Origin of the sequence: Methanobacterium lacus (genome assembly GCF_000191585.1) — an archaeon.
GTDB classification, from domain to species: Archaea; Methanobacteriota; Methanobacteria; order Methanobacteriales; family Methanobacteriaceae; genus Methanobacterium_B; species Methanobacterium_B lacus.
On record NC_015216.1, the window covers coordinates 2,057,213 to 2,077,453 of the forward strand.

Consider the following 20,241-nt stretch of genomic DNA (forward strand, 5'->3'; position numbering starts at 1 on the left):
ATATAATATTTTATCTTATTTTAGATAAAGATTAAAAATTATTTTAAAATAAAACTTTAATAATGCTTAAATTTTAATTTTAAAGTAAAATATCTGTTTTCAACTATGTAGGTAGTAAGATATATATAGCATGTTATACATGAAAGATCACTATGATTAACTTAGTTGATGTTCTTGAAAAATTGAGGGAGTTGGAAAAGTTAGGCGGCCTCAAGTTCATGGTTCTTCACGTCCTTGATAAGGGTCCAAAAAATGGGACAGAAATTATGGATTCCATTGAAAGGCACCGTATACAAGTAAACAAGGTGCTAAACCGACATTCACATGATGAAAATGCTGAAGAAATTTGCAGTTCATTAAAACCATCATCGGGCGCAATTTATCCATTGTTAAAGAAATTGGTTTCAAAGGGCCTCATAGTAAAAAGAGAAGATAACAAGTATGAACTGACAGAAAAGGGCAGTTACACTCTCGAAAAAATTTCTGGTCATCTACACCATTCATTGAATGAACCAATGAACCGTGGAACGATAATGGTGGACACGGCATTAAATGAAATTGAAAGTTATATTAGATTTTTAAGTGATATTAAACCTGAAAAATTACAGAGTAAGAAAGAATCCATTAGTAAAATGAGTAAAATGCTAATAGAACTTGAAAAATCTCTTGAATAATTTTATAGGTGATGGGAGGTTTTTTATGGAGAACAAATGGATCGTAATGTTAACTGTCGTTGTTGCTTCACTCATAGGAAGCATCAACATGAGCATCATGCTCATTGCCCTTCCCGCAATTTTCAATGGGATACAGATCAATCCACTGAATTCATTTCAATACTTATTATGGATGATAATGGGATACTCGCTACTTACTGCCACCCTACTTCTGAGTTTCGGTCGGCTTTCAGATATTCACGGCAGAGTCAAAATGTTCCGTTTAGGATTCCTAATATTCACTGCTGCTTCAGTACTGCTGAGTTTAACCCCATCAACTGGAGACGCCGGTGCTCTGGAAATCATAGCCTTCAGAATGATACAGGCCGTTGGAGCAGCATTATTTATGGCAAACAGTGCAGCTATACTAACGGACGTGTTTCCATCCAATGAACTTGGAAAGGCCCTGGGCATAAACACTGTGGCTGCCATGAGCGGATCCTTCATAGGTTTGGTTCTAGGAGGAATTCTAGCAATATTAAACTGGAGATATGTATTCCTTGTAAGTGTGCCATTTGGAGTCATAGGAACATTTTTATCCTATTACAAATTAAAAGAAGTGTCCCTAAAGTCTGTTAAAACCAAAATTGATATTTGGGGTAATGCCACATTCATATTAGGAATCACTCTCCTACTCATAGGAATAACATATGGGCTGCTGCCCTACGGCTCAGATCCAATGGGTTGGAGCAATCCATGGGTAATAATAAGTATGATACTAGGTGTTTTGGCATTAATATCATTCCCATTCGTTGAACAGAGAGTTGAAGATCCCATGTTCCGTTTCGATCTCTTTAAAATACGAATGTTCAGATATGGTAACTTAGCAGGATTGTTAAGTGCATTGGGACGTGGTGGAATGATGTTCCTGCTTATAATATTACTTCAGGGAATATGGTTACCACTGCATGGTTACAGTTACGAATCCACCCCATTTTGGGCCGGTATTTACATACTGCCATTAACAATTGGAATGAGTATAATGGGGCCAATATCAGGAATTTTATCTGATAAGTATGGATCTCGTTTAATAGCCACCACAGGCATGGTTGTCTGTACCATAACCTTCCTCTTGTTAGCAGCATTGCCATACAACTTCAATTATTGGGAGTTTGGTTTGTTGGTGTTCTTCATGGGTGTGGGTAATGGAATATTTGGTTCGCCCAACAATGCATCCATAATGAAATCTGTACCTCCAAACGAAAGGGGTGTTGCTTCTGGAATGATCTACACCCTCATGAACACAGGTTTCACAGTTAGTATGGGTCTGTTCTTTACAGTGCTCATTGTTGGCATAACTCAAAGATTCCCCGCTGAAATGACATCTTCACTGGTGAGTATAGGGGCCTCTAACTTAGCACCGCTTTTAAACAATATCCCTGCAACATCCGCATTATTTTCAGCACTCCTAGGATACAATCCAATAGGTTCCATATTGGCAAGTTTACCAGCACCTGCAGTTGCAAATATTCCCCCAGCAACTTTAAGCACGTTAACAGGTACCACATGGTTCCCAACAACATTTGCAACTGCTTTCATGCCATCTTTACAAATTTCTTTCTATGTAGGTGCATTGTTAACAGGAACAGCCGCAGTACTATCCGCACTTAGGGGAGATAAGTACAGCCATGAAAATGATGGAGTCAAGGTTGAAAATTTAGAGAAATCCAAGGGAAAGTAAATGTATCAAATCTTAGGACAATATTTTTGATCTAAGATTGATCCATTCTTTTTCGAATCTTTTTTTGATGAAAAAAGGATTGAGATTGTAATATCCAATTTAAAAAAAAAAATTATTTCGCAAACTCAGTAAGAAAATTCTATTAAAGGATTTTCCAACCCTAAAATGGTCGATGTTTATGTTTTAATTGAACCGTGCTAAGAATCCTTGAACATTCTTTTCTACTGCTTTGAATTCTTCGGGCGAAGGTATTTCCTTATTAAATGGATATTCCTTGGCTGGGAATAGTTCATATATCTCTAGTCCTGTGTCAGTGTTCCATGTTTGGAATCGTTTGAAGCTGCCTTCAGGAATCTGACCCACTATTCCCCCTATCTTTTCGATATCCTTGTCTTTTAAACCAGTCACTAAAAATCTTATGAAGTGCCTACCCTTTTCTAACGAATATCCAAATTCCAATATTTGAACTTCCACCAACTTTAAAACCTCCCTGGATCGTCATTTTTTTCTATGATTAATTATTATTTTTGCACCAGATTCCATTTCAAGTTTTTGATTCAACATAAACGGGGTTGCTGGTTTCAGTGAAATTCAGATAATCAATTTAAGAGCTTAAAACCAGTTTAAATCTTTCTCCACTATTTTTTAAAAACTCGGGATCACCCTAGAGTTTGGGTGAAAATTGGGTGTAAATCTGGAAAAACTACTTTTGTTATAGCCAAATCATATTATAATACAAAGTAGTTTGACGAAAAAAATAAATTAAATAAAGTATTAAAGGAGGGTTTTAGATAGGTTATGAAACATTTATACCATCAATTCCCGTAATTATCGGTTATCTAGTTACTTACACATGTTATAAAAAGAATTTAATTAAAAAAAGAGTTCATATTAGTATTTGGAACCTTGCAATCCTGTTAACATTTCTAGTTTCAGGTTTGGGAGGGTTTTTCCTGGTGATCTTGATGGATCTGGGATTAACCTCTCCAGTGAATGGCCAGTTACTTTACTGGCATGTTGAATTTGGTATTACCATGATACTTGTAGGGCTGTTCCACATCCACACATACTGGAATTCCACAAAAAAAATGTTAAATCTAAATGTGGGAGTTTAAGAAGATGAAGCAACAGTTATACAATATTTTAAAGAATAAAAAGGTGGTAAATGCAGCTTTAACAGTTCCAGCAATTGCGGTGGCCACCATGTCAGGTTCTTGTGCTGCTGGCTGTCCGTATGGATTGGTTAACGATCCATATCCTGGCCAGTGCCCACGATACACAGATTTAAATGGAGATGGAATCTGTGATCTTTCACAGACAATAACCTCAACAACCACCAACAGCGGAACAACAGACAGCAGTTCATCAACTAATAACAGCTCTGACGATTCAAATTCCACTGTTAACTTAGACTCCAACAATGGAGGTGATGGTACTACCTTTTCAGATGGTGCGGATTTCAATGTGATACCCTTAAGTTTAATTATCATAGGAATTTACCTATTCACACATTTCCTATTTTCCAGGGGAATATTAAGTCAAAAGAAGCATCGGCGCATATGGAACCTGTTTTTAACAGCGGGTTTTGTAGGTACAGGTTTTACAGGAGCATTACTCTTGCTTCTAATTAACTTGGGAATAAAAACCGCGTTAAATCCAAGTATTGATTATTGGCATGCTGAAATATCCATTTTAATGGTTATTGCTGTTTTGATCCACATGCACATCTACAGAAAACCATTGAAAAGAATGTTTAAAATATTTGGATCTATGCAAAAACCTAAAAAAGTCAAACCATCTAAGTAGGAACAATCACCAGTATAATCATACAAAAACGATAAGTATATCCCATTCCATTATAAAAACTTAGTTTTGTAATGGTTTAATAACCCATTGACTATTTGGTGATGCCTATGAAAAAAATACTTTGGTGGCTTATAGCTGGTACTAAGGGAGGAATAAATCGAGCAAGGATTTTAAGCCTTCTAAATGAAAGGCCTTACAATGCCCATCAGCTGGCCGAAAAATTAGATCTGGATTATAAAACTGTAAGGCATCATATAAAAGTCTTGGAAGATAACAACGTAATAACAACATCTGGAGAAAAATATGGAACCATGTACTTCCTTTCATCATCAATGGAAGAAAATTATGAACTTTTCCAGAGTATTTGGCATGAAACTGAAGAAAAATAATAAGGTGATTATGTATGGATATTAATGGACCTCCAGAAAATGGCAGTTTTAATAGGAGCGGAGCAGAAAGACCCCCTCTAGACGATCCAAGCTTAGCAATATTTGCAGCAGTAGTTTGTGCAGCGAACATAGGATTGTTGTTGATTTTGCTCTTCACTTACGTAACAAGTTACAGAAAGCTGAAATCTCAATTCACATTGGGCCTCATCATATTTGCAACACTACTCATAGTCCAAAACATTCTGTTCATGTTCTTCTTACTAGCTAGAGAAGGATTCCACGGTGCAGGAATGGGATTCCCAGTCCTGAGTTTGAGCATAATAGAATTTGGTGCCTTGCTGGTTCTACTAAAAACTACATGGATATAAATGTGAGATTAACGAAAAAAAATTAAAAAAAAGTGGATATTGCTGAAAAAAGTCAGGTAAACTAATTTAAGAAATATTTATTTTTACTGAACCTTCTTACCTGATACAGCATTTATATAAATGAAATCCACATGCTCCTCTGTACCCACAGTGTTCACAGGAACCTTCCAAACCTTAACACCATTGTAAGTGGTTAAAGTTGGTTCACCCAATGTAACTCCCATAGCTGTGTACTGTTGAGCTATTTCCTTGGCCTTTGAGGCGCTGATATAATTAGTTGTGTTGTGCCCTGTACTGTTGTTTACAACCACGTTGTTAGTGTTGTTCGTTGAGTTGTTGGTCATGTTGGTGTTGGATGTACAACCACTAACAGCAACTAAAACAGCCACCAAAAAAACCACTACAACCAAATTTTTCGAGTTAAATCCCATCCCATTCCCCCATTTAATCCATTGTTTCTCAAAAAGTTTTTTAAAACCATAGAACTTGGAAGATTCCAAGTTTCAATAACTAAAATCAATTCATGATACTACTCTTTTACTTCAAAATATAAAAAAATATCCAAATTCGACTGGTATCCCCCAGATTTTAGGGGAAAGTTGTGAACAATTTGAGAAAAGTTAAAAACAGGAATATGTTCATGAAAATGTGAATTAATAGCTATATATTTAACTGCCAAACCTTTTTAGATTGAACGCCGGGACTGGGATTTGAACCCAGGACGAACGTACGTTCAACAGGATTTCGAATCCTGCGCCTTACCTGACTAGACTATCCCGGCAGTATTTTTATTGACAATATCTCTAATTGGAATTTACTCCAATATAACAATTTAGTTTTCAGGGATATAAAAAAAAATCTTCATCAAAAAAAATTTGTTCTGCGGACTTCATAAATAACAGCTGAACACAGTTGTTCCATACCTAAAAAATTATCAATAATCGGAGGAGTTTGAAATGCAGCAAATTGAATTCAGCATGGAAAATATCAAGCGATGTCTATGTAGTGTATGTGATGTGCAAAAAAGAAGTGAGTGTGTGAAGGACAGGCAAAAGTTGATGCTTTTAATTAAAAATCAGGACCTTGACAGTCCAATGATGATGGGTCCAGACAAGGTTCCAGGACTTTACTGTTCAACTGGAAAAGCTGTTTGTCAGGACCTTGACACACATGAAATATGTAAATGTGATGAATGCCCTGTTTGGATGGAATTTTCCCTGGATAAATTTGAAAACAACAGATACTTCTGTGAAAATGGAAAGTTCAAACCCTAAATTAAGATATGATCAAAGCTAAACTTTAACTTGCACAGCTATTTGTATTTTTTAGTCATGAAAATTGGATTAACTAGTTTGTAAACCAATTTATTTGGGACAATTTAATTTCTATTGAAGGTGGAGCATCTTTAATATTTCCTGTAAAAGTGTAAAATAACTTCATATAACCATTGTGATCCAGCCTTTGATCGTAACTATTTATATTGAGAAAGTAGTAACCTAAATTTAGAGTCTGAAAGGAGGCGCGTATTACAACAATAGATACCTTTCGATTTCTATATTTGCAGGGTTACTATGGGTTTTAAACCTAACAATTCCCTGCTCAACTTTAATTTTAATGTTCAAATGAAAAAATATATTAATTTTAAATATTCATAGAATTTTTATTGATTAAATTTCTTTGATTGAGATTTGAATTTTTTAGGATTGAATTTATGATTGGGGCTGATTGAAATTTTAGATTATGAAAAGGATGAGATTATAGCTAAACTTGAAAGCGACTTGAAAACCATTGAAACTAAAAATCTTGAATTGAAGTACACCAACAGAAACCTTATTTCCACAGTTTCAGAGCAAAAAAAGATGCTGAAAGTTTTAAAAGCGAAGCTTGCAGATTTAGAATCCATAAATCATCCTGCCCCGAAGAATATTGGAGAACTTAAAACCAAGTATCAGAAATTGTTGGCTGACCACGAAGATCTGAAGGATAAGTACCAAGCTTCACAAAAGGAGCTTGCAGAACTTAAAAACACAGGTTCAGACACAAAATCTGGTCAAGGATTGTTTGGAAGGTTTTTAAAACGAACCGATGCAGATAAATCCCATGAAGATTCTGGAAAGGAATCTAAAAAATAATTTCTTCAATGCATTCTAGGATATAAGAAAAATTTTTTACAATTAAAAAGGTGTTTGTGTATGGTTTTTCATGTTATGCTTGTACCCACCCTTGGATGTCCATCTAACTGCGGTTACTGTTGGAGTTCTGAGGAAGGTTCCGAGCTTATGAGTATTGATACATTGAAACAAACAGTTAACTGGCTTAAAACCCTTCGTGAAGATAGTGTGACAGTGACGTTCCATGGTGGAGAACCTTTGCTTGCGGGTTTAGAATTTTTTCAAACAGCACTCCCACTCATCAAAACAGAACTTGACCATTTAAAACCAGCCCTTGCAATTCAGACCAACCTTTGGAACATGACAGATGACCTTGCAGAACTCTTCAGTACCTACAACATCCCAATCGGTTCAAGTATAGATGGACCTGAAGAGTTAAACGACTATCAAAGGGGTGAGGGTTACTACCAGAAAACCATGCAAGGCTATAAAATTGCCAAGGCACATAACTTAAAGGTTAGTTTTATCTGCACATTCACATCCCATTCAATCAAACACAAGGAAGAGATTTTAAACTACTTCCTTGAAAATGATCTGACACTCAAACTGCACCCATCCCTACCATCCATGAGGGATGATAATCCTGATGAATGGGCACTGTCCCCCGAGGATTATGGAGAACTTCTGGTTTACCTACTTGAAGAGTACCTGGACAAAATGGATGAAGTCGAAATAATGAATATTGACAACCTTGCAAAGAGCGTTTTCAGAAGAAGGGGTACTGTATGCACCTTTGTAGACTGTATGGGTGACACCTTTGCCATAGGCCCCGATGGAAGTATCTATCCCTGCTACAGATTTGTTGGAATGCCCGATTACGTAATGGGAAATGTTCATGACGATCCAAGTCTGGATGATCTTGCAGAGTCCAAACCATGGCAACTCTTGATGGAATTTAAAGACTTCGTAGATACAGACTGTAAGAGATGTAACTACGTAAAGTTCTGCAGGGGAGGATGTCCATACAATGCCCTGGCAATAACAGATGCCAAGGTTGAAGCCGTTGATCCACACTGCACAGCTTATAAAAGAATATTCAAAGAAATTACAGACAAGGCCACCAAGGAAATGCTGTCAGGTTCACTCATGGGAAATTCCAAGCCCTCAAAAACCACCAAGTACAGTATCATGGACCTCATGCTCAAAGAATCCAGATAAAAGTACTGAAAATCTTTTGTTTAACAGGAATTTTAGCTTTACTTGAAAGTATAAGATCCAATATATTATCTTGTTTTGAAATATCTACATAAAATTTGATCAAAGAAAAATAGATGTTCAGACATACCTAATAGTAACAGGAGATGTGATAACATGAATCTAGGTAAACTGAATGAAAAATGTCCAAAGTGCGGCTGTAAAGACAAAACATTGAAAAGGGATCTTGATTCAGAATTTCATGCTCATGCAAAAACAGGTTCACTTACCTGCAGCAAGTGTGGCTATGTATTTGTGAGTAAAGACGATGAAGAACAGGATAAAAAAAAAGACAAGACGGGCACAGATTAAATTTGCTCATGTTAACTATTCCAATCTGTTTCCACAATCCTGACAGAAGTTAGCATTTGTTTGATTTATACTCCCACATTTTGAGCAAGATTTGTTTTTTGGTAACAAATTGCTTCCACATTTGTTACAAAATTTAGCAGACTTACTATTATTTTGACCACATTTAGGACATATATTCCTTGATTTTAAAGGATTTACTATTTGATTGGGGTTGTAATCATAGACTTTTTCAGGATTATTCTTTCCATTATTATTTTTTATTAACGTAGCAATAAATCCCACAATCATTACTAATATCACAAACCACAATGGGCCAAAAACAAAAAAAGCTCCTTTTTCATCCTGAATTATGTTACATTTTCTGATTTTTATCATTACTAGCTCCTAAATTTTCAAATCTTGTCACTGATTTTCTTTAAAAAAAATAAAAAAAAGAAGATCAGTAATAATTAAACACTTCAACATGCCATTTGTTTAGATTTGCTGCTATCACGCTCAGATAATAATTTCCAGGACTAGCTGTAACTTCAAATTCATCACTCTGACTGGATTGGCTGAAAGTGCCCATGTCTCCAGAACCAACATAACTTTTTGTTTCACCTTCAGGATAGGCAAAGAAGCTCATAACTGCATATTGTGGGTTACTGGCTGAAGCATTTATAACCACTTTAAACTTATTTACTTTTGTTGTAAATGATGGAGTATTTTTATCACCGCTTCCTGTGAAATTAGCACACTATGCCAAGTCACAGCAAGTATAGTAGTCTGTGGTTGGTTAGTGGCTGTTGTATTGTTAGTTTGAGTAGTTGCAGTATTTTTATCTGGTGTAACCATTTAACCTATAGCAAAAAGTATTAAAAGACCAACACAACAAACACCGATACCAAATGCGAATATGCTTTATTTTGTTGTGAATAAGAGAACTAAGCTTATTAAAGATGCTATTTGTTATTTATCTTCTTTTTGATTGGTATCATAATTATCTCTTGTTCACCTCCTTTATTTGATTTTTACAAGTTTGATTGCTGAACGATTAACTAAAAGTAATGCCATTATCAGGCAGACGTTTTATATATTACAATCCCGTGGCCTGGACTCCATATTCCGCTTGCTGGCGTGTAAATCCTTCAAATTCGAGCTGTTCAATTAATCCAGATCGTGAAAATGACTGGCTATCTAAGTAGCTTTGAGCCATTTTTGCTGCTTGCGCATTCCAGTCAGCATTAGTTTGATCTACTCCGTATTCAGCTTCCTGTTGTGTAAATCCTTCATATTTGAGCTGTTTAATTAATCCAGATCGTGAAAACGCCATGGTATTTAAGTAGCTTTGAGCCATTTTTGCTGCTTGTTCTTGACCCGCAGTTACACTTGTACCTGAACTATTAGTTGAGGTATCTGTAGATGGTGTAGAAGGAGATGTAGGAGTATTATTAAGATTTGTAGTGGTAGTTGTAGCATCTGGTGCCATAAATGCAGATATTGCAATAATTAAAATTAATCCTATACAACAAATACCACCTATACCAATACCAAGTTTACCTCTTGAACTTTGTTTATTCCAGAAACCTATTACTCCATTTCCAGATGTTTCATTAGAGTTTACTGCATCTGTAGATCCTTTCAATTCTGTACCGCAATTCTGGCAAAAATCCGCATTATCACTATTTTCTGTTTTACATTTTGGACAAATTTTTGTCATTCTTATCATTCCTCCCCTGACTTTGAAAAAAAAATATTAACCCATTACAATTGCCCATTTAATAGCTTTGAGCAAAATAGCTAGGCCAACACCACCCATTAAACCCGTAAAAAATCTTAAAACATTGTTACTTTCTCTCAATCCTAATAATTGAGTAAAACCATCAAAAAAAGTGGGGATCAACATTAAACTAGCTAATATAATAATCGGGATGGTGTATGGAATATAAAGAAAATAAGCTAGAATGAAGTACAAAGAACCAGCCAAATAAAATCCTGTGCACCTTGAACATACTGGGAAATAATATCCGCGTATGTTAAATGTTCGTTCTGGAATACGGTGACATAGAAATTTTGTGAAAATATTGTAATCAAAGGTATTGTTTACACTGATTTTGCTCTTCCAAGATTTTAAAAATGACAGTTCCATCCCCCCAATTAATATCAGATAATTAGATAGCTTAAAAGTTAACTATTAAAACAAAATAGAAACTGTTTATTAAAATGATTTTTTTAACCATTTATTTTATGACTGTAATGGAATAATAATTCCCATCGCACCATTAAACAAAACAAGATTTCTATTTTAAAAATATCTAAAAAAAATATGTGGTTCTATCAAAAATAAAACAACGAACATGAGTCATTATAGAAATTAAAGCTCACAAACTATTTGGACATTGAAATCATCATCAACCCATAATCCTACTACATCACAAGCAGAGTACAATTCCTTAATACGCTCCACTGATTCAATTATTTGTTTATTATGTGTTTCATCATCCATAGGATTTGCTAGGCAGTCATGATGTCCCACAACAAATATAAGTTCTGTTGAATGGCCTTCATTAGAAAACGTTACCTTTTCAAGAATATCACTCACATCATTATTTCTATTTGAAAGTAAACCATTTATTCCTGGTGCAGTTATCATGTCCACGTATTTAACGTCGTAATTTTCTAGTATCCAGTTGATTACAGGTAGTTGGACTCTACCGTCGATACAGTTAAGACAGGTTACAAATTCGGTTTTCATAGCACATTACTCCAATATGTATGATCAATTATGATCGAACAATTTTAACATGTTATGAAATATTAGCCTAATATAGTTAACCATTTCAAGTAAGCATAGAGAGATATATTGATAATACTTGCCTAATATTGCTAGAATAGTATTCTGTAAATTAAGAAAAAAAAGAAGGAAGGAAAATTAAATTTTAAACTTATCTTATCCCGTGCATCATGGTTTCGAGTCTTTTTCTGATTAGGAACAGTAATACAGCTGCTATGAGTGACATCACCACAAATATCATGAAGAATGATGTGAAGCTGTTGATGGGCATTCCAAGTAAGTAGGGTGTGGGTAGCGATGGATCTGGGTAGAGTGTGCTTATCTGTCCTGCCAGTATGTTTGCAACTGCACTCGTTAAAAACCATACACCCATGAGCAGGCATGTGAACTTTTTAGGTGAAAGTTTTGTGACCATTGACAGGCCTATTGGTGAGATGCACAGTTCTCCAAAGGTAAAGAGTACGTAAACTGCTATTAGCCAGAGTGGGCTGATGCTTGTGGCCCCATGATCCAGGGATCCTGTTGCAAACACCAGGAGCATGAATCCCGAGGATAGTAGTAGCAGTCCCATTGCCATTTTAAGTGGTATTGATGGTTCTTTTCCCATATCCTTTAGTTTAAGCCATAATGCTGCAAAGATTGGTGCAAAGAGGAGTATTGCAAGTGGGTTTACAGATTGGAACCATGCTGCAGGTATGCTGAAGTTAAGGGCTGTTACCACACGATCAACGTGTTGCTCTGCCAGGAAGGTTAACGACACTCCTGCCTGTTCAAAGGCTGCCCAGAAGAATATTCCGAAAAATGCAAGGATAAATATGACCAGTATCCTCTGTTTTTCCACCCATGTGAGTGTGCCCTCTGACTTGGCACAGTCCTCTGGATCGTATTTGTGGTTTGGAATCACACCAACTGATCTTCCCTCTGGATCCACTAAAAATCTGTTCTTTCCCAGTATAAATACCACCAATCCAAATAACATTCCTATTCCTGCGATTAAAAAACCGTACATGAAGTTGGTTGGATCGCCTGTATCTGCAAATCCTCCTATTAAAAGTGGAGATATCAGTGCTCCGAGGTTGATTCCCATGTAGAATATGGTGAATGCAGAATCCCTTCTTCCATCATTTTCAGAGTAGAGAAACCCTACCATGGATGATATGTTGGGTTTGAAAAATCCATTACCAAAAACCAGTAAAAACAAACCAATCAAGAAGAATTCAGTTTGAGGGTTAAAAACAAAGAAACTGTTAACTGTACCAGCAGCCTGGGGTGTGTAAAGGTAGCTGCTCAGGGCAAGTGAAAACTGGCCCATAGCCATTAAAAAACCACCTGTGATTATTGATTTTCTGTTACCCCAGTACCTGTCTGCGATGTAACCCCCAATTAAAGGTGTCAGATAAACCAGTCCAGTGTAGTATCCGTATATGCTGGATGTGAATGCTGTGCTGTAAAACAAAGCCTTTATCATGTACAGTGAGAGTATTGCCCTCATACCGTAGTAACTAAATCTTTCCCACATCTCAGTGGTAAAAAGCAGGTACAATCCCTTCGGATGCTGTTTAAACATTATATAATACTCCTATGAAAAATCTTCCTAAATCTGACCCCAATATTGGTAAAACTAATTGTTAAGTTATAATGGAAAATTTAAGATATATAAAACTTGTTATTATCAATCATAGGATTAGTGCGAATTAGTATAACTAAAAATTGGATGAAAATAGATTAAAATTTATCAGAAAAATCTGAATATGCCCCTGAACTAGGGTAACCTTTATGCTAAAAGAGGTTAAATAATATATAAAAAAATTTTTAACTTTAATTTAAAGAGCTTTGATTTCTAAAAATAATGTTGGTACTTATTGGTAGATACATAATATATTATAAGAATTCAAAAAAAATGCTTGATAAATTTATAAAATAATAATGTAGGTGTAATCAAACATGATAGTTAAGGAATGGTGCATGTACTGCGGGGAATGTGCAGGAGTTTGTCCTCGTGCATTAATAGAAGTCCGTGAGACAAGTTTAATTTTTAACGAAGAAGGATGCAAAGACTGTAGGATATGTGTAAGTGTGTGTCCTATTAACGCTTTGGACAAAGAAGACTAAAATTTTTACTGGAGATGTATACTTATGAAGTTAATAGAGACAGACGTTCTTGTTATTGGAGCAGGTCCAGCAGGATCATCCACTGCTAAATACGCAGCACAAAACGGTGCAAAAGTTATACTTATGGATAAAAAATCAGAAATTGGAGCACCAAAACGATGTGCAGAAGGAGTTTCCAAGGAAGGATTGAAAAAACTTGGAATCGAACCCAGCAGCAGGTGGGTTACCAAGGAACTAAGCGGAGTTAGACTCGTCAGCCCAAACGGTACCGATGTATGGTTAAACGATGACCAGGTCAAACTTCCAGAGGCTGGTTACATATTGGAGAGAAAGGTCTTCGACAAGTTCATGGCAATGGACGCTGCAAGGGCCGGTGCAACCATCATGATCAAAACCCTTGCAAGGGGCATGAGAAAGGACAGCAACGGCTACATAGTCAGCTGTGAAAATATGGGAGAAGACTTCGAGATCAAAGCCAAGATCGTTGTTGGAGCAGACGGTCCAGAATCCCGTGTTGGAAGATGGGGAGGACTTAAAACTGTTGTCAAACCTAAAAACATGGAATCTGGAATTCAGTTTGAAATGGCAGGAGTTGAAATGGAAGACCCTGACTGCATCGAATTCTACTTTGGAAGTGTTGCACCTGGAGGGTACGCATGGATATTCCCTAAGGGTGGCGACATAGCAAATGTGGGTCTTGGAATTGTCAACACAGTAACAGATAAATCTGCCTACCAGCACCTCCTTGAATTTGTTGAAAACTGTCCAGCTACCCAAAATGCACAGGCAGTTGAACTAAACATAGGCGGAGACCCAGTTGGAGGAATGCTCAAGGACCTGGTTGAAGACAACGTCATGATAGTTGGAGATGCAGCAGGACATGTAAACCCCCTCACAGGTGGAGGAATTATCACAGCACTTGAAGCAGGTAAGTACGCCGGTGAAGTAGCAGCTGAAGCCATTAAAGAAGGAGACTGTTCCAAGAAAAGGTTGAAAGAATACGAAAAGATATGTAAAGAGGAAATTGGAGATTCCTTCAACAAGTACTTCAAAACCAAGGAGTACATGTTAAGCCTTTCAGATGAGGAACTGGATTCAATTGCTGAAGCATTCCAAGACTACGAATTTGAGAAGATAAGCACATCCGAACTCGTGAAGCTCCTCATAAAAGTTTCACCAAAGGCTCTGCTCAAACTGGGAAAACTTTTCTAATTAAAATTTCCCTTATTTCTTATTTTAAATTTAAATTATTCATTTTTTTAAGATTTTACTTTTTTATACAAATAACTAGACCATTTTGATCTGAAATTTTAGATTACCACATAGTAACCTGGGCAGGTGGCTTCAAAAAAAAATGTGGTGTTTGAGTTTTAGACAGGTGTTGAATGGAAAAATAGTATGTAGAATATGCAGATCAAGAAGAAGATCATGGCAATTTGGTGGTACAGCACGTCTGCAATATCGAACATCTTATCCTTCTGTGTGAATAGGGACAGATAAAGTGGTAAGGTTGCAAAGGATGCCGGTAGAACTGCCACAGCAAACTGTATCAGATTCATATCTCCATTAATAAATGCATAAAGGAGTATAATTCCTGTTATGGCTGTTAATACACTGGCCATTTTCTGTTTGGATTTGTACATGATGTAGGTACCCATGCTTCCAACGTACATGAACAGGTAAACACTCCAAGGTACTATGGCAATACTTCCCAGTAAAACTGCACAGGAAGCCATTCTAAGCACTGAATTGGTTGCTGTGCTGAAAAATGGTGCAAGTACCGTGTCCTTGAGCCTGATAGGAGGAACAGTGTACAACACCTGATTTAAAAACATCAACAGAACTATCACTGTGAAGGCCAGGGGCAGTGTTAAAATTGAAACCACAAACACGGCTCCTATGATCACCGAGCAAAATGCAACTATCCACTTCTTTTCAACATGTTCCTGTATGAATGGTCTGGACTGTTTCATGGAGTCCTTCATATCTTCGTCAATATCAGTCAGATCGTTTAGACTGTAAAGAGCTCCCCAAAGCGCAGATACAAGAATTAGGCCTTCAAGTATTTCAAGGGGATTGCTTATAAATGCATCTGCAAAGTAGGCGTATGTTAAAACCAGAAGGTACATGTTCACATTTTTTGCGGCCCAACTAATTCTTGTGGACTTTATAAGAGTTTTAATCATGGTATCGGGAATAATTAATTTTTTTTTAACGGACAAAATCCATGCCATGAACGAAATTTAAACACAAAACCATTGGAATTCATATAAATGTGGTATCAAATTTTACCCATCTGTTTATTCCTTAAATTTTTGATGGGCTCCTATTTGTTTTAAGGATATAACTTTATGAATATAATTTACATTAATAATTTTTTATAAAATTTGCGAATTAAAAGGGAACTAAATTTATTTACGACTCGTATTTTATGGCCTGGCACACCAACCTTGGTTTGTTACCAAGTTCATCTATGTGGGCTTCGATGATTTTTTGGTCTGCATCAACATGGCTTTTGACTATTTCAACAGTTTCTTCACGACTGTACCTTATCTCCACAACTTCAAAAAACAGCCTCAACATGGCCAATGCAAACCTGGACAAGATTCCAAAATCCGTAAAAAGATCCTTCTTCTCCTTATTTAGTTTCACAGTCCAGGCTGTTTGAATAATTATATTAATTTCTTCGTACTTCTTCCTATTTAGAAGGTACTCCTTCATACATAGTATATAAAATTTAAGCGAACCAATTCCCTTGGTTTTTGTCCATAAACTGTACCCCACCATTTCAGTGTTCATTAGATGTGTGTCATGAAATTTGTCTGCAATGACCAGGGCATCAAAACTTGCTAGATCATGGTAGATTTCTGATTTGGACCTTGCATTTAAACCACTCTTCAGATCATGGTATATCTGGTCCATGAGTTTGGATGCATCTGCATTGGGATCCATGAGTCCAAGTTCAAGATCATAACAGTTTAATCCGAGTTCTTTAATTGCTGCGTAGATGTTTGAAGATTTTCCTGTTCCAGGTGCACCCACCACATGAATTATTCTTCCATGCCGGGTTTTAAGTGTTTTCAGTTGTTTGTGAAGATTTTTGTAGGATCGTGTTTCAATGAATGTTCTGTTGTCTGATCCCCTGTTCACCTTGAAATTTTCCATGTCTGATATATTGTACTTTGTATCATAAAAAATTAAATCCTAATTTTTCCAGTTTTTATCACCAAAAAAACACCTTCTAAACCCATAATACAAGATTTTATTTAGTTTGGAATTCATAAATAGGTGTGGATATATTTAATTTATTTTTTAGTTGAAAGGTGTTTAAATGGGCAAATATCGATGCACAGTCTGTAATTACATTTATGATGAAGATGTTGAATCTGATAAGTTTGATGAACTGCCTGATGACTGGAGATGTCCGGTCTGTAACTCCCCTAAATCTGTTTTTGTACCGTTACAAGAAGAGTCTGTTGAACATTTGAAGGGTGATAAAAGTGTTTCAGATATTCTGGTTGGTCAGATGGCAGAGTTAGGTCTTAAACATGTTTTTGGAATTCCAGGCACATCCATACTGGGTGTGGTGGATGCCATAAAAAACAATCCAAAACTCGAGTTCATACAAGTCAGACACGAACAAACCGCAGCATTTATGGCTTCAGCCTATGGTAAGCTCACAGGAAATGTTGCAGCATGTTTAACTGTTGCAGGTCCTGGAGCAACCAACCTTGCCACAGGACTCTACGATGCCAAACTAGATCATTCCCCTGTGGTTGCTTTAACAGGAATGGTGAAAAGACAGTTAATTGGCCCGGGATCCTTCCAGGAAATAGATCAGTACTCATTTTTTGAACCCTTAACTGTGTTTAACAAGATCCTAATGTCCCGGGATCAGACAACCACCCTGGCAACCCTGGCAATTAAACATTCATTGATTGAAAGGGGAGTTTCACATATTGGAATTCCCAACGATGTCCAGAAGTTGGACCACCAAACCAAACTAGTTCCATTTAAGGGAAATTTTCCAACCAGGGCAACCAAACCCACGGAATACCTCATTGAAAGGGCAGCCAAGATCATAGATAAATCTGAAAGGCCAGTTATTATTGCAGGGTTTGGTTCAATAGAACAGGGCGAAGCTCTTTTAAAATTTGCAGAGAAAATTAAGGCACCCATCACAACCACCTTCAGGGCCAAGGGAGTGGTGGACGAGTACGAAGATCTCTACGTTGGAAGCCACGGAGGTATTGGATCAACAGCATCAACCAAACTCGTGGACGATGCAGATCTGCTCATAGTGATTGGATCATCATTTTCAGACATGACCCAAATACCAGAGAAAAAAACTGTTCAGATAGATATTGATCCCCTTATGATATCCCGAAGATTTCCAGTTGAGGTTGGTTTAATTGGAAACTGTTCAGAAATTCTACCAATGCTCCATGACCTTGTGAAAGAGGTAGAAAGAAAGGACTACATGGAAGAAATGGCTAAACTCAAAAAAGAATGGATAGAACTTCTTAAACAGGAATTTGAGTCTGATAAAACTCCTCTCAGGGCACCTTACATCTTGGGTGTGTTGAATGAGATGATTGACAAGGATGCCATAATTACCCTCGATGTTGGTGAGCACTGCTGGTGGTTTGGAAGAAATTTCTGGATGAAAAAGACTCAGAAAATGATCATGTCGGGAAATCTGGCTTCAATGGGCTTTGGATTCCCAGCTGCACTCACATCCCAACTCATGTACCCGGATAAACAGGTTGTGTGTATCACAGGTGACGGTGGCTTTTCAATGGTGATGGCAGACTTTTTAACGGCAGTTAAATATGAGCTTCCAATCAAGGTCTTCATATTCAACAACAAACAGTTGGGAATGATCATGCAGGAACAGAAGATGGAGGGCTATGAAAATTGGCAGACAGAACTCCAGGATCTTAACTATGCAGATTATGCAAGGTGTTGTGGAGGTGTGGGTATCAAGGTTGAAAAACCAGAAGATCTTCCAGCTGCAGTTGAAAAAGCTTTAAAATCTGAAAAACCAGTGATCGTAGATATTAATACAGATCCTAAGAGGTTCGTATAGACAAGATCAATGCATCCCTTTGAAACCTCACCATTGACAAAATTTATTGGAGATAGTAGAAAATGGTTCAAGACTCGGAATCTAAGTTAATGAAAATAAAAAATTCGCCAGAAAATCGTGCTAAGTGCCACTGTAAGCTATGTCCAAGCTACCCCTACAAATGTGGTGGTGAAGTTCTTTACTGTGGAAAGGGGCCAAGTAAATGTGATGTGGACATCGAGGTTTGTATCTGCGATACATGTCCCATTTACTTCGAATATAATCTCAAGGGTATTTATTTCTGTGACAAGGACATGGTTGGTGAAAACAAGGTTTTCATGAGAAAAAAACGTTCAGATGAGGATGATGATCGCTACCAAGCTGTGGTGGACATAAAGGATGAAAGTGCTGTTGGTGAGAGTGTGGTTGGATCCATGGGATCCCTTAAAAAACTCCCATTTTCATTGGACGACCTCTACTTCGTACCAGCTCAGGTCATGATTCTACCCCTAAATGCAACAGACCCTGTTAAAACCAGTATCGTGCTTGGAAAAGATGCTAAAAAGCCTTTGAAACTGTCAAGTCCCATAATGATATCTGGACTGAGTTTTGGTGCTGTTTCAAAGAGTGCTAAAATTGTGATTTCAAAAACTGCTTCGAACTTGAATGTAGGTTTTAACTCAGGTGAAGGTGGTGTTCTTGATGAAGAACTAGAAAGTTCCAAGACCATGGTTGTTCAGTACTCCACTGGAAGGTTTGGTGTTGAAGATGAAATCTTAAAAAATGCCGCTGCAATAGAGATCAGATTTGGACAGGGAGCCTATCCAGGTAAGGGAAGTTATCTACCTGCAGAGAAGATGACTGAAGAAGTTTCAAGCAAGAGGAACCTTGAAAATGGCGAACCAGCCTACTCACCAGCCCACCATCCAGACATACTCACACCAAGGGATCTGAAAAAGAAGGTGTCAAAACTCAGGAGAATGAGTTCAGGAGCACCCATAGGTGCAAAAATCGGTTGCGGAAATGTTGAAGATGATGTGAAGGTACTTGTGGAAGCTGGAGTGGACTTCATAGCACTTGACGGTTTTGGTGGAGGTACCGGTGCAACAGACAAGTATGTACGGGAAAATGTTGGAATACCAATATTCTCTGCATTACCACGTGCAAAGCAAACCTTAGAAAATTTAAAACCCAAACGAAGAGTTTCACTCATTGGTAGCGGTGGGCTTCGAAGCTCTGCTGACTTTGCTAAATGTCTTGCCCTCGGTGCCGATGCAGTTTATATTGGTACAGCAGCCCTGATAGCAATTAACTGTGAACAGTACAGGTTGTGCTACACAGGTAACTGTCCAACAGGCATTGCAACCCAAAACCCAAAGCTCGAAAAACAGGTGGATCAGGAGGAAAGTGTTCATAAACTAATCAACTTCATAAAGCTATCATCCCAGGAAGTAGCTAACCTAACCAGAATAACAGGAAAGGATAATGTTTCAAAACTGGATAAATCAGATTTAGTATCTGTAAACAGGGACCTGGCTGTTATAACTGGGGTTAAATGGATAAACGGAGAACTGCAAAGCTAGTGAACCTGTTAAAAACAACTTTCTTTACAAAAATTTTTTTTATATATTTTAATACAAAATCCCAATTCTGT

The 20,241-nt window shown here is 37.1% G+C and carries 24 protein-coding genes, 1 tRNA gene and 1 pseudogene; 14 read left to right on the forward strand and 12 right to left on the reverse strand.

All coding sequences use genetic code 11. The features are described 5' to 3' along the window. Nucleotides 1-152 precede the first annotated feature (152 nt). Together METBO_RS09940 and METBO_RS09945 are read left to right on the forward strand one after the other, a co-directional pair. Nucleotides 153-674, forward strand: coding sequence for a PadR family transcriptional regulator (locus METBO_RS09940; protein ID WP_013645584.1), 522 nt, complete (start codon nt 153-155; stop codon nt 672-674). Between the two features lie 25 nt (nt 675-699). Beyond that, nucleotides 700-2,394, forward strand: coding sequence for an MFS transporter (locus tag METBO_RS09945; RefSeq protein WP_013645585.1), 1,695 nt, complete (start codon nt 700-702; stop codon nt 2,392-2,394). Nucleotides 2,395-2,577: 183 nt separating this feature from the next. Here the strand turns inward: METBO_RS09945 and METBO_RS09950 are convergent, their stop codons facing one another. Beyond that, on the reverse strand, nt 2,578-2,871 hold the full coding sequence (locus METBO_RS09950; RefSeq protein WP_013645586.1) for a hypothetical protein: 294 nt from the start codon (nt 2,869-2,871) through the stop codon (nt 2,578-2,580). A gap of 488 nt (nt 2,872-3,359) precedes the next feature. On the opposite strand from METBO_RS09950, the gene METBO_RS13970 reads away from it, so the two are divergent. The 4 genes from METBO_RS13970 (at nt 3,360) to METBO_RS09970 (ending at nt 4,957) form a co-directional block, all read left to right on the forward strand. Continuing rightward, a complete protein-coding gene (locus METBO_RS13970) occupies nt 3,360-3,509 on the forward strand; it encodes a hypothetical protein (RefSeq protein ID WP_227717221.1) in 150 nt (49 codons plus the stop codon). Nucleotides 3,510-3,513: 4 nt separating this feature from the next. After that, complete coding sequence (locus METBO_RS09960; protein WP_013645588.1) at nt 3,514-4,200, forward strand: hypothetical protein; 687 nt, start codon at nt 3,514-3,516, stop codon at nt 4,198-4,200. A 101-nt stretch (nt 4,201-4,301) separates the two neighbouring features. After that, entirely contained in the window at nt 4,302-4,589 is a 288-nt protein-coding gene (locus tag METBO_RS09965; RefSeq protein WP_013645589.1) for a winged helix-turn-helix domain-containing protein, read from the forward strand. Nucleotides 4,590-4,603: 14 nt separating this feature from the next. Then, nucleotides 4,604-4,957, forward strand: coding sequence for a hypothetical protein (locus tag METBO_RS09970; RefSeq protein WP_013645590.1), 354 nt, complete (start codon nt 4,604-4,606; stop codon nt 4,955-4,957). A gap of 83 nt (nt 4,958-5,040) precedes the next feature. Here METBO_RS09970 and METBO_RS09975 read toward each other — a convergent pair whose 3' ends face one another. Beyond that, the gene (locus tag METBO_RS09975; RefSeq protein ID WP_013645591.1) at nt 5,041-5,388 is read right to left on the reverse strand and encodes a PepSY domain-containing protein; all 348 of its coding nucleotides are present in this window, start codon (nt 5,386-5,388) and stop codon (nt 5,041-5,043) included. Nucleotides 5,389-5,652: 264 nt separating this feature from the next. Beyond that, nucleotides 5,653-5,738 (reverse strand) — tRNA-Ser (locus tag METBO_RS09980). A gap of 175 nt (nt 5,739-5,913) precedes the next feature. Here METBO_RS09980 and METBO_RS09985 point away from each other — a divergent pair. The 4 genes from METBO_RS09985 to METBO_RS10000 all read left to right on the forward strand — a co-directional run bounded on the left by METBO_RS09985 (nt 5,914) and on the right by METBO_RS10000 (nt 8,634). Continuing rightward, nucleotides 5,914-6,231 carry a DUF2769 domain-containing protein gene (locus METBO_RS09985; RefSeq protein WP_013645592.1) on the forward strand — a complete coding sequence of 106 codons (318 nt, stop codon included), beginning with the start codon at nt 5,914-5,916 and terminating at the stop codon, nt 6,229-6,231. 441 nt (nt 6,232-6,672) lie between these two features. Beyond that, nucleotides 6,673-7,089 (forward strand): hypothetical protein, encoded by a 417-nt coding sequence (locus METBO_RS09990; RefSeq protein WP_013645593.1) that lies wholly within the window; start codon nt 6,673-6,675, stop codon nt 7,087-7,089. 60 nt (nt 7,090-7,149) lie between these two features. Then, nucleotides 7,150-8,286, forward strand: coding sequence for a TIGR04083 family peptide-modifying radical SAM enzyme (locus tag METBO_RS09995; RefSeq protein WP_013645594.1), 1,137 nt, complete (start codon nt 7,150-7,152; stop codon nt 8,284-8,286). Nucleotides 8,287-8,439: 153 nt separating this feature from the next. Beyond that, on the forward strand, nt 8,440-8,634 hold the full coding sequence (locus METBO_RS10000) for a TIGR04165 family Cys-rich peptide (protein WP_013645595.1): 195 nt from the start codon (nt 8,440-8,442) through the stop codon (nt 8,632-8,634). A gap of 15 nt (nt 8,635-8,649) precedes the next feature. On the opposite strand, the gene METBO_RS10005 is transcribed toward METBO_RS10000, so the two are convergent. The 7 genes and pseudogenes from METBO_RS10005 to METBO_RS10030 form a co-directional block, all read right to left on the reverse strand. After that, nucleotides 8,650-9,009, reverse strand: a complete 360-nt coding sequence (locus METBO_RS10005; RefSeq protein ID WP_013645596.1) for a zinc ribbon domain-containing protein — start codon at nt 9,007-9,009, stop codon at nt 8,650-8,652. 64 nt (nt 9,010-9,073) lie between these two features. After that, nucleotides 9,074-9,301, reverse strand: coding sequence for a hypothetical protein (locus tag METBO_RS10010; RefSeq protein ID WP_013645597.1), 228 nt, complete (start codon nt 9,299-9,301; stop codon nt 9,074-9,076). Between the two features lie 408 nt (nt 9,302-9,709). Further along, nucleotides 9,710-10,258 (reverse strand): Ltp family lipoprotein, encoded by a 549-nt coding sequence (locus METBO_RS13330; RefSeq protein WP_265101210.1) that lies wholly within the window; start codon nt 10,256-10,258, stop codon nt 9,710-9,712. Nucleotides 10,259-10,261: 3 nt separating this feature from the next. Then, nucleotides 10,262-10,342, reverse strand: a pseudogene (locus METBO_RS14130) (zinc-ribbon domain-containing protein); the annotation flags it as partial. Nucleotides 10,343-10,369: 27 nt separating this feature from the next. After that, nucleotides 10,370-10,762 carry a DUF2085 domain-containing protein gene (locus METBO_RS10020; protein ID WP_013645599.1) on the reverse strand — a complete coding sequence of 131 codons (393 nt, stop codon included), beginning with the start codon at nt 10,760-10,762 and terminating at the stop codon, nt 10,370-10,372. A 225-nt stretch (nt 10,763-10,987) separates the two neighbouring features. Beyond that, nucleotides 10,988-11,368: a carbonic anhydrase gene (locus METBO_RS10025; RefSeq protein WP_013645600.1), complete on the reverse strand. Its 381-nt coding sequence runs from the start codon at nt 11,366-11,368 to the stop codon at nt 10,988-10,990. 190 nt (nt 11,369-11,558) lie between these two features. Beyond that, entirely contained in the window at nt 11,559-12,974 is a 1,416-nt protein-coding gene (locus METBO_RS10030) for a peptide MFS transporter (RefSeq protein WP_013645601.1), read from the reverse strand. Nucleotides 12,975-13,351: 377 nt separating this feature from the next. Here METBO_RS10030 and METBO_RS10035 point away from each other — a divergent pair, with 377 nt between their 5' ends. After that, complete coding sequence (locus tag METBO_RS10035; RefSeq protein ID WP_013645602.1) at nt 13,352-13,519, forward strand: 4Fe-4S binding protein; 168 nt, start codon at nt 13,352-13,354, stop codon at nt 13,517-13,519. 24 nt (nt 13,520-13,543) lie between these two features. Continuing rightward, nucleotides 13,544-14,731: an NAD(P)/FAD-dependent oxidoreductase gene (locus METBO_RS10040; protein WP_013645603.1), complete on the forward strand. Its 1,188-nt coding sequence runs from the start codon at nt 13,544-13,546 to the stop codon at nt 14,729-14,731. Between the two features lie 158 nt (nt 14,732-14,889). On the opposite strand, the gene METBO_RS10045 is transcribed toward METBO_RS10040, so the two are convergent. Next, a complete protein-coding gene (locus METBO_RS10045) occupies nt 14,890-15,705 on the reverse strand; it encodes a UbiA family prenyltransferase (protein WP_048186744.1) in 816 nt (271 codons plus the stop codon). Nucleotides 15,706-15,934: 229 nt separating this feature from the next. Further along, a complete protein-coding gene (locus METBO_RS10050; RefSeq protein ID WP_013645605.1) occupies nt 15,935-16,684 on the reverse strand; it encodes a P-loop NTPase family protein in 750 nt (249 codons plus the stop codon). A 166-nt stretch (nt 16,685-16,850) separates the two neighbouring features. Between METBO_RS10050 and METBO_RS10055 the strand changes: the two genes are divergently transcribed. Both METBO_RS10055 and METBO_RS10060 read left to right on the forward strand, forming a co-directional pair. Beyond that, nucleotides 16,851-18,608 carry a thiamine pyrophosphate-dependent enzyme gene (locus tag METBO_RS10055; RefSeq protein WP_013645606.1) on the forward strand — a complete coding sequence of 586 codons (1,758 nt, stop codon included), beginning with the start codon at nt 16,851-16,853 and terminating at the stop codon, nt 18,606-18,608. 62 nt (nt 18,609-18,670) lie between these two features. Continuing rightward, nucleotides 18,671-20,170 carry a glutamate synthase-related protein gene (locus tag METBO_RS10060; RefSeq protein WP_013645607.1) on the forward strand — a complete coding sequence of 500 codons (1,500 nt, stop codon included), beginning with the start codon at nt 18,671-18,673 and terminating at the stop codon, nt 20,168-20,170. The last annotated feature ends 71 nt before the right edge of the window (nt 20,171-20,241 follow it).

Bases quoted from the DNA above. Each gene is read 5' to 3' on its own strand.
- METBO_RS09940 (WP_013645584.1), top strand. From the start codon at position 153: ATGATTAACTTAGTTGATGTTCTTGAAAAATTGAGGGAGTTGGAAAAG.
- METBO_RS10060 (WP_013645607.1), top strand. From the start codon at position 18,671: ATGGTTCAAGACTCGGAATCTAAGTTAATGAAAATAAAAAATTCGCCA.
- METBO_RS10030 (WP_013645601.1), bottom strand. From the start codon at position 12,974: ATGTTTAAACAGCATCCGAAGGGATTGTACCTGCTTTTTACCACTGAG.
- METBO_RS10040 (WP_013645603.1), top strand. From the start codon at position 13,544: ATGAAGTTAATAGAGACAGACGTTCTTGTTATTGGAGCAGGTCCAGCA.
- METBO_RS10000 (WP_013645595.1), top strand. From the start codon at position 8,440: ATGAATCTAGGTAAACTGAATGAAAAATGTCCAAAGTGCGGCTGTAAA.
- METBO_RS09975 (WP_013645591.1), bottom strand. From the start codon at position 5,388: ATGGGATTTAACTCGAAAAATTTGGTTGTAGTGGTTTTTTTGGTGGCT.
- METBO_RS09945 (WP_013645585.1), top strand. From the start codon at position 700: ATGGAGAACAAATGGATCGTAATGTTAACTGTCGTTGTTGCTTCACTC.
- METBO_RS09995 (WP_013645594.1), top strand. From the start codon at position 7,150: ATGGTTTTTCATGTTATGCTTGTACCCACCCTTGGATGTCCATCTAAC.
- METBO_RS10035 (WP_013645602.1), top strand. From the start codon at position 13,352: ATGATAGTTAAGGAATGGTGCATGTACTGCGGGGAATGTGCAGGAGTT.
- METBO_RS10055 (WP_013645606.1), top strand. From the start codon at position 16,851: ATGGGCAAATATCGATGCACAGTCTGTAATTACATTTATGATGAAGAT.
- METBO_RS13970 (WP_227717221.1), top strand. From the start codon at position 3,360: ATGGATCTGGGATTAACCTCTCCAGTGAATGGCCAGTTACTTTACTGG.
- METBO_RS09985 (WP_013645592.1), top strand. From the start codon at position 5,914: ATGCAGCAAATTGAATTCAGCATGGAAAATATCAAGCGATGTCTATGT.
- METBO_RS10005 (WP_013645596.1), bottom strand. From the start codon at position 9,009: ATGATAAAAATCAGAAAATGTAACATAATTCAGGATGAAAAAGGAGCT.
- METBO_RS09960 (WP_013645588.1), top strand. From the start codon at position 3,514: ATGAAGCAACAGTTATACAATATTTTAAAGAATAAAAAGGTGGTAAAT.
- METBO_RS10050 (WP_013645605.1), bottom strand. From the start codon at position 16,684: ATGGAAAATTTCAAGGTGAACAGGGGATCAGACAACAGAACATTCATT.
- METBO_RS09965 (WP_013645589.1), top strand. From the start codon at position 4,302: ATGCCTATGAAAAAAATACTTTGGTGGCTTATAGCTGGTACTAAGGGA.
- METBO_RS10020 (WP_013645599.1), bottom strand. From the start codon at position 10,762: ATGGAACTGTCATTTTTAAAATCTTGGAAGAGCAAAATCAGTGTAAAC.
- METBO_RS10025 (WP_013645600.1), bottom strand. From the start codon at position 11,368: ATGAAAACCGAATTTGTAACCTGTCTTAACTGTATCGACGGTAGAGTC.
- METBO_RS09970 (WP_013645590.1), top strand. From the start codon at position 4,604: ATGGATATTAATGGACCTCCAGAAAATGGCAGTTTTAATAGGAGCGGA.
- METBO_RS10045 (WP_048186744.1), bottom strand. From the start codon at position 15,705: ATGATTAAAACTCTTATAAAGTCCACAAGAATTAGTTGGGCCGCAAAA.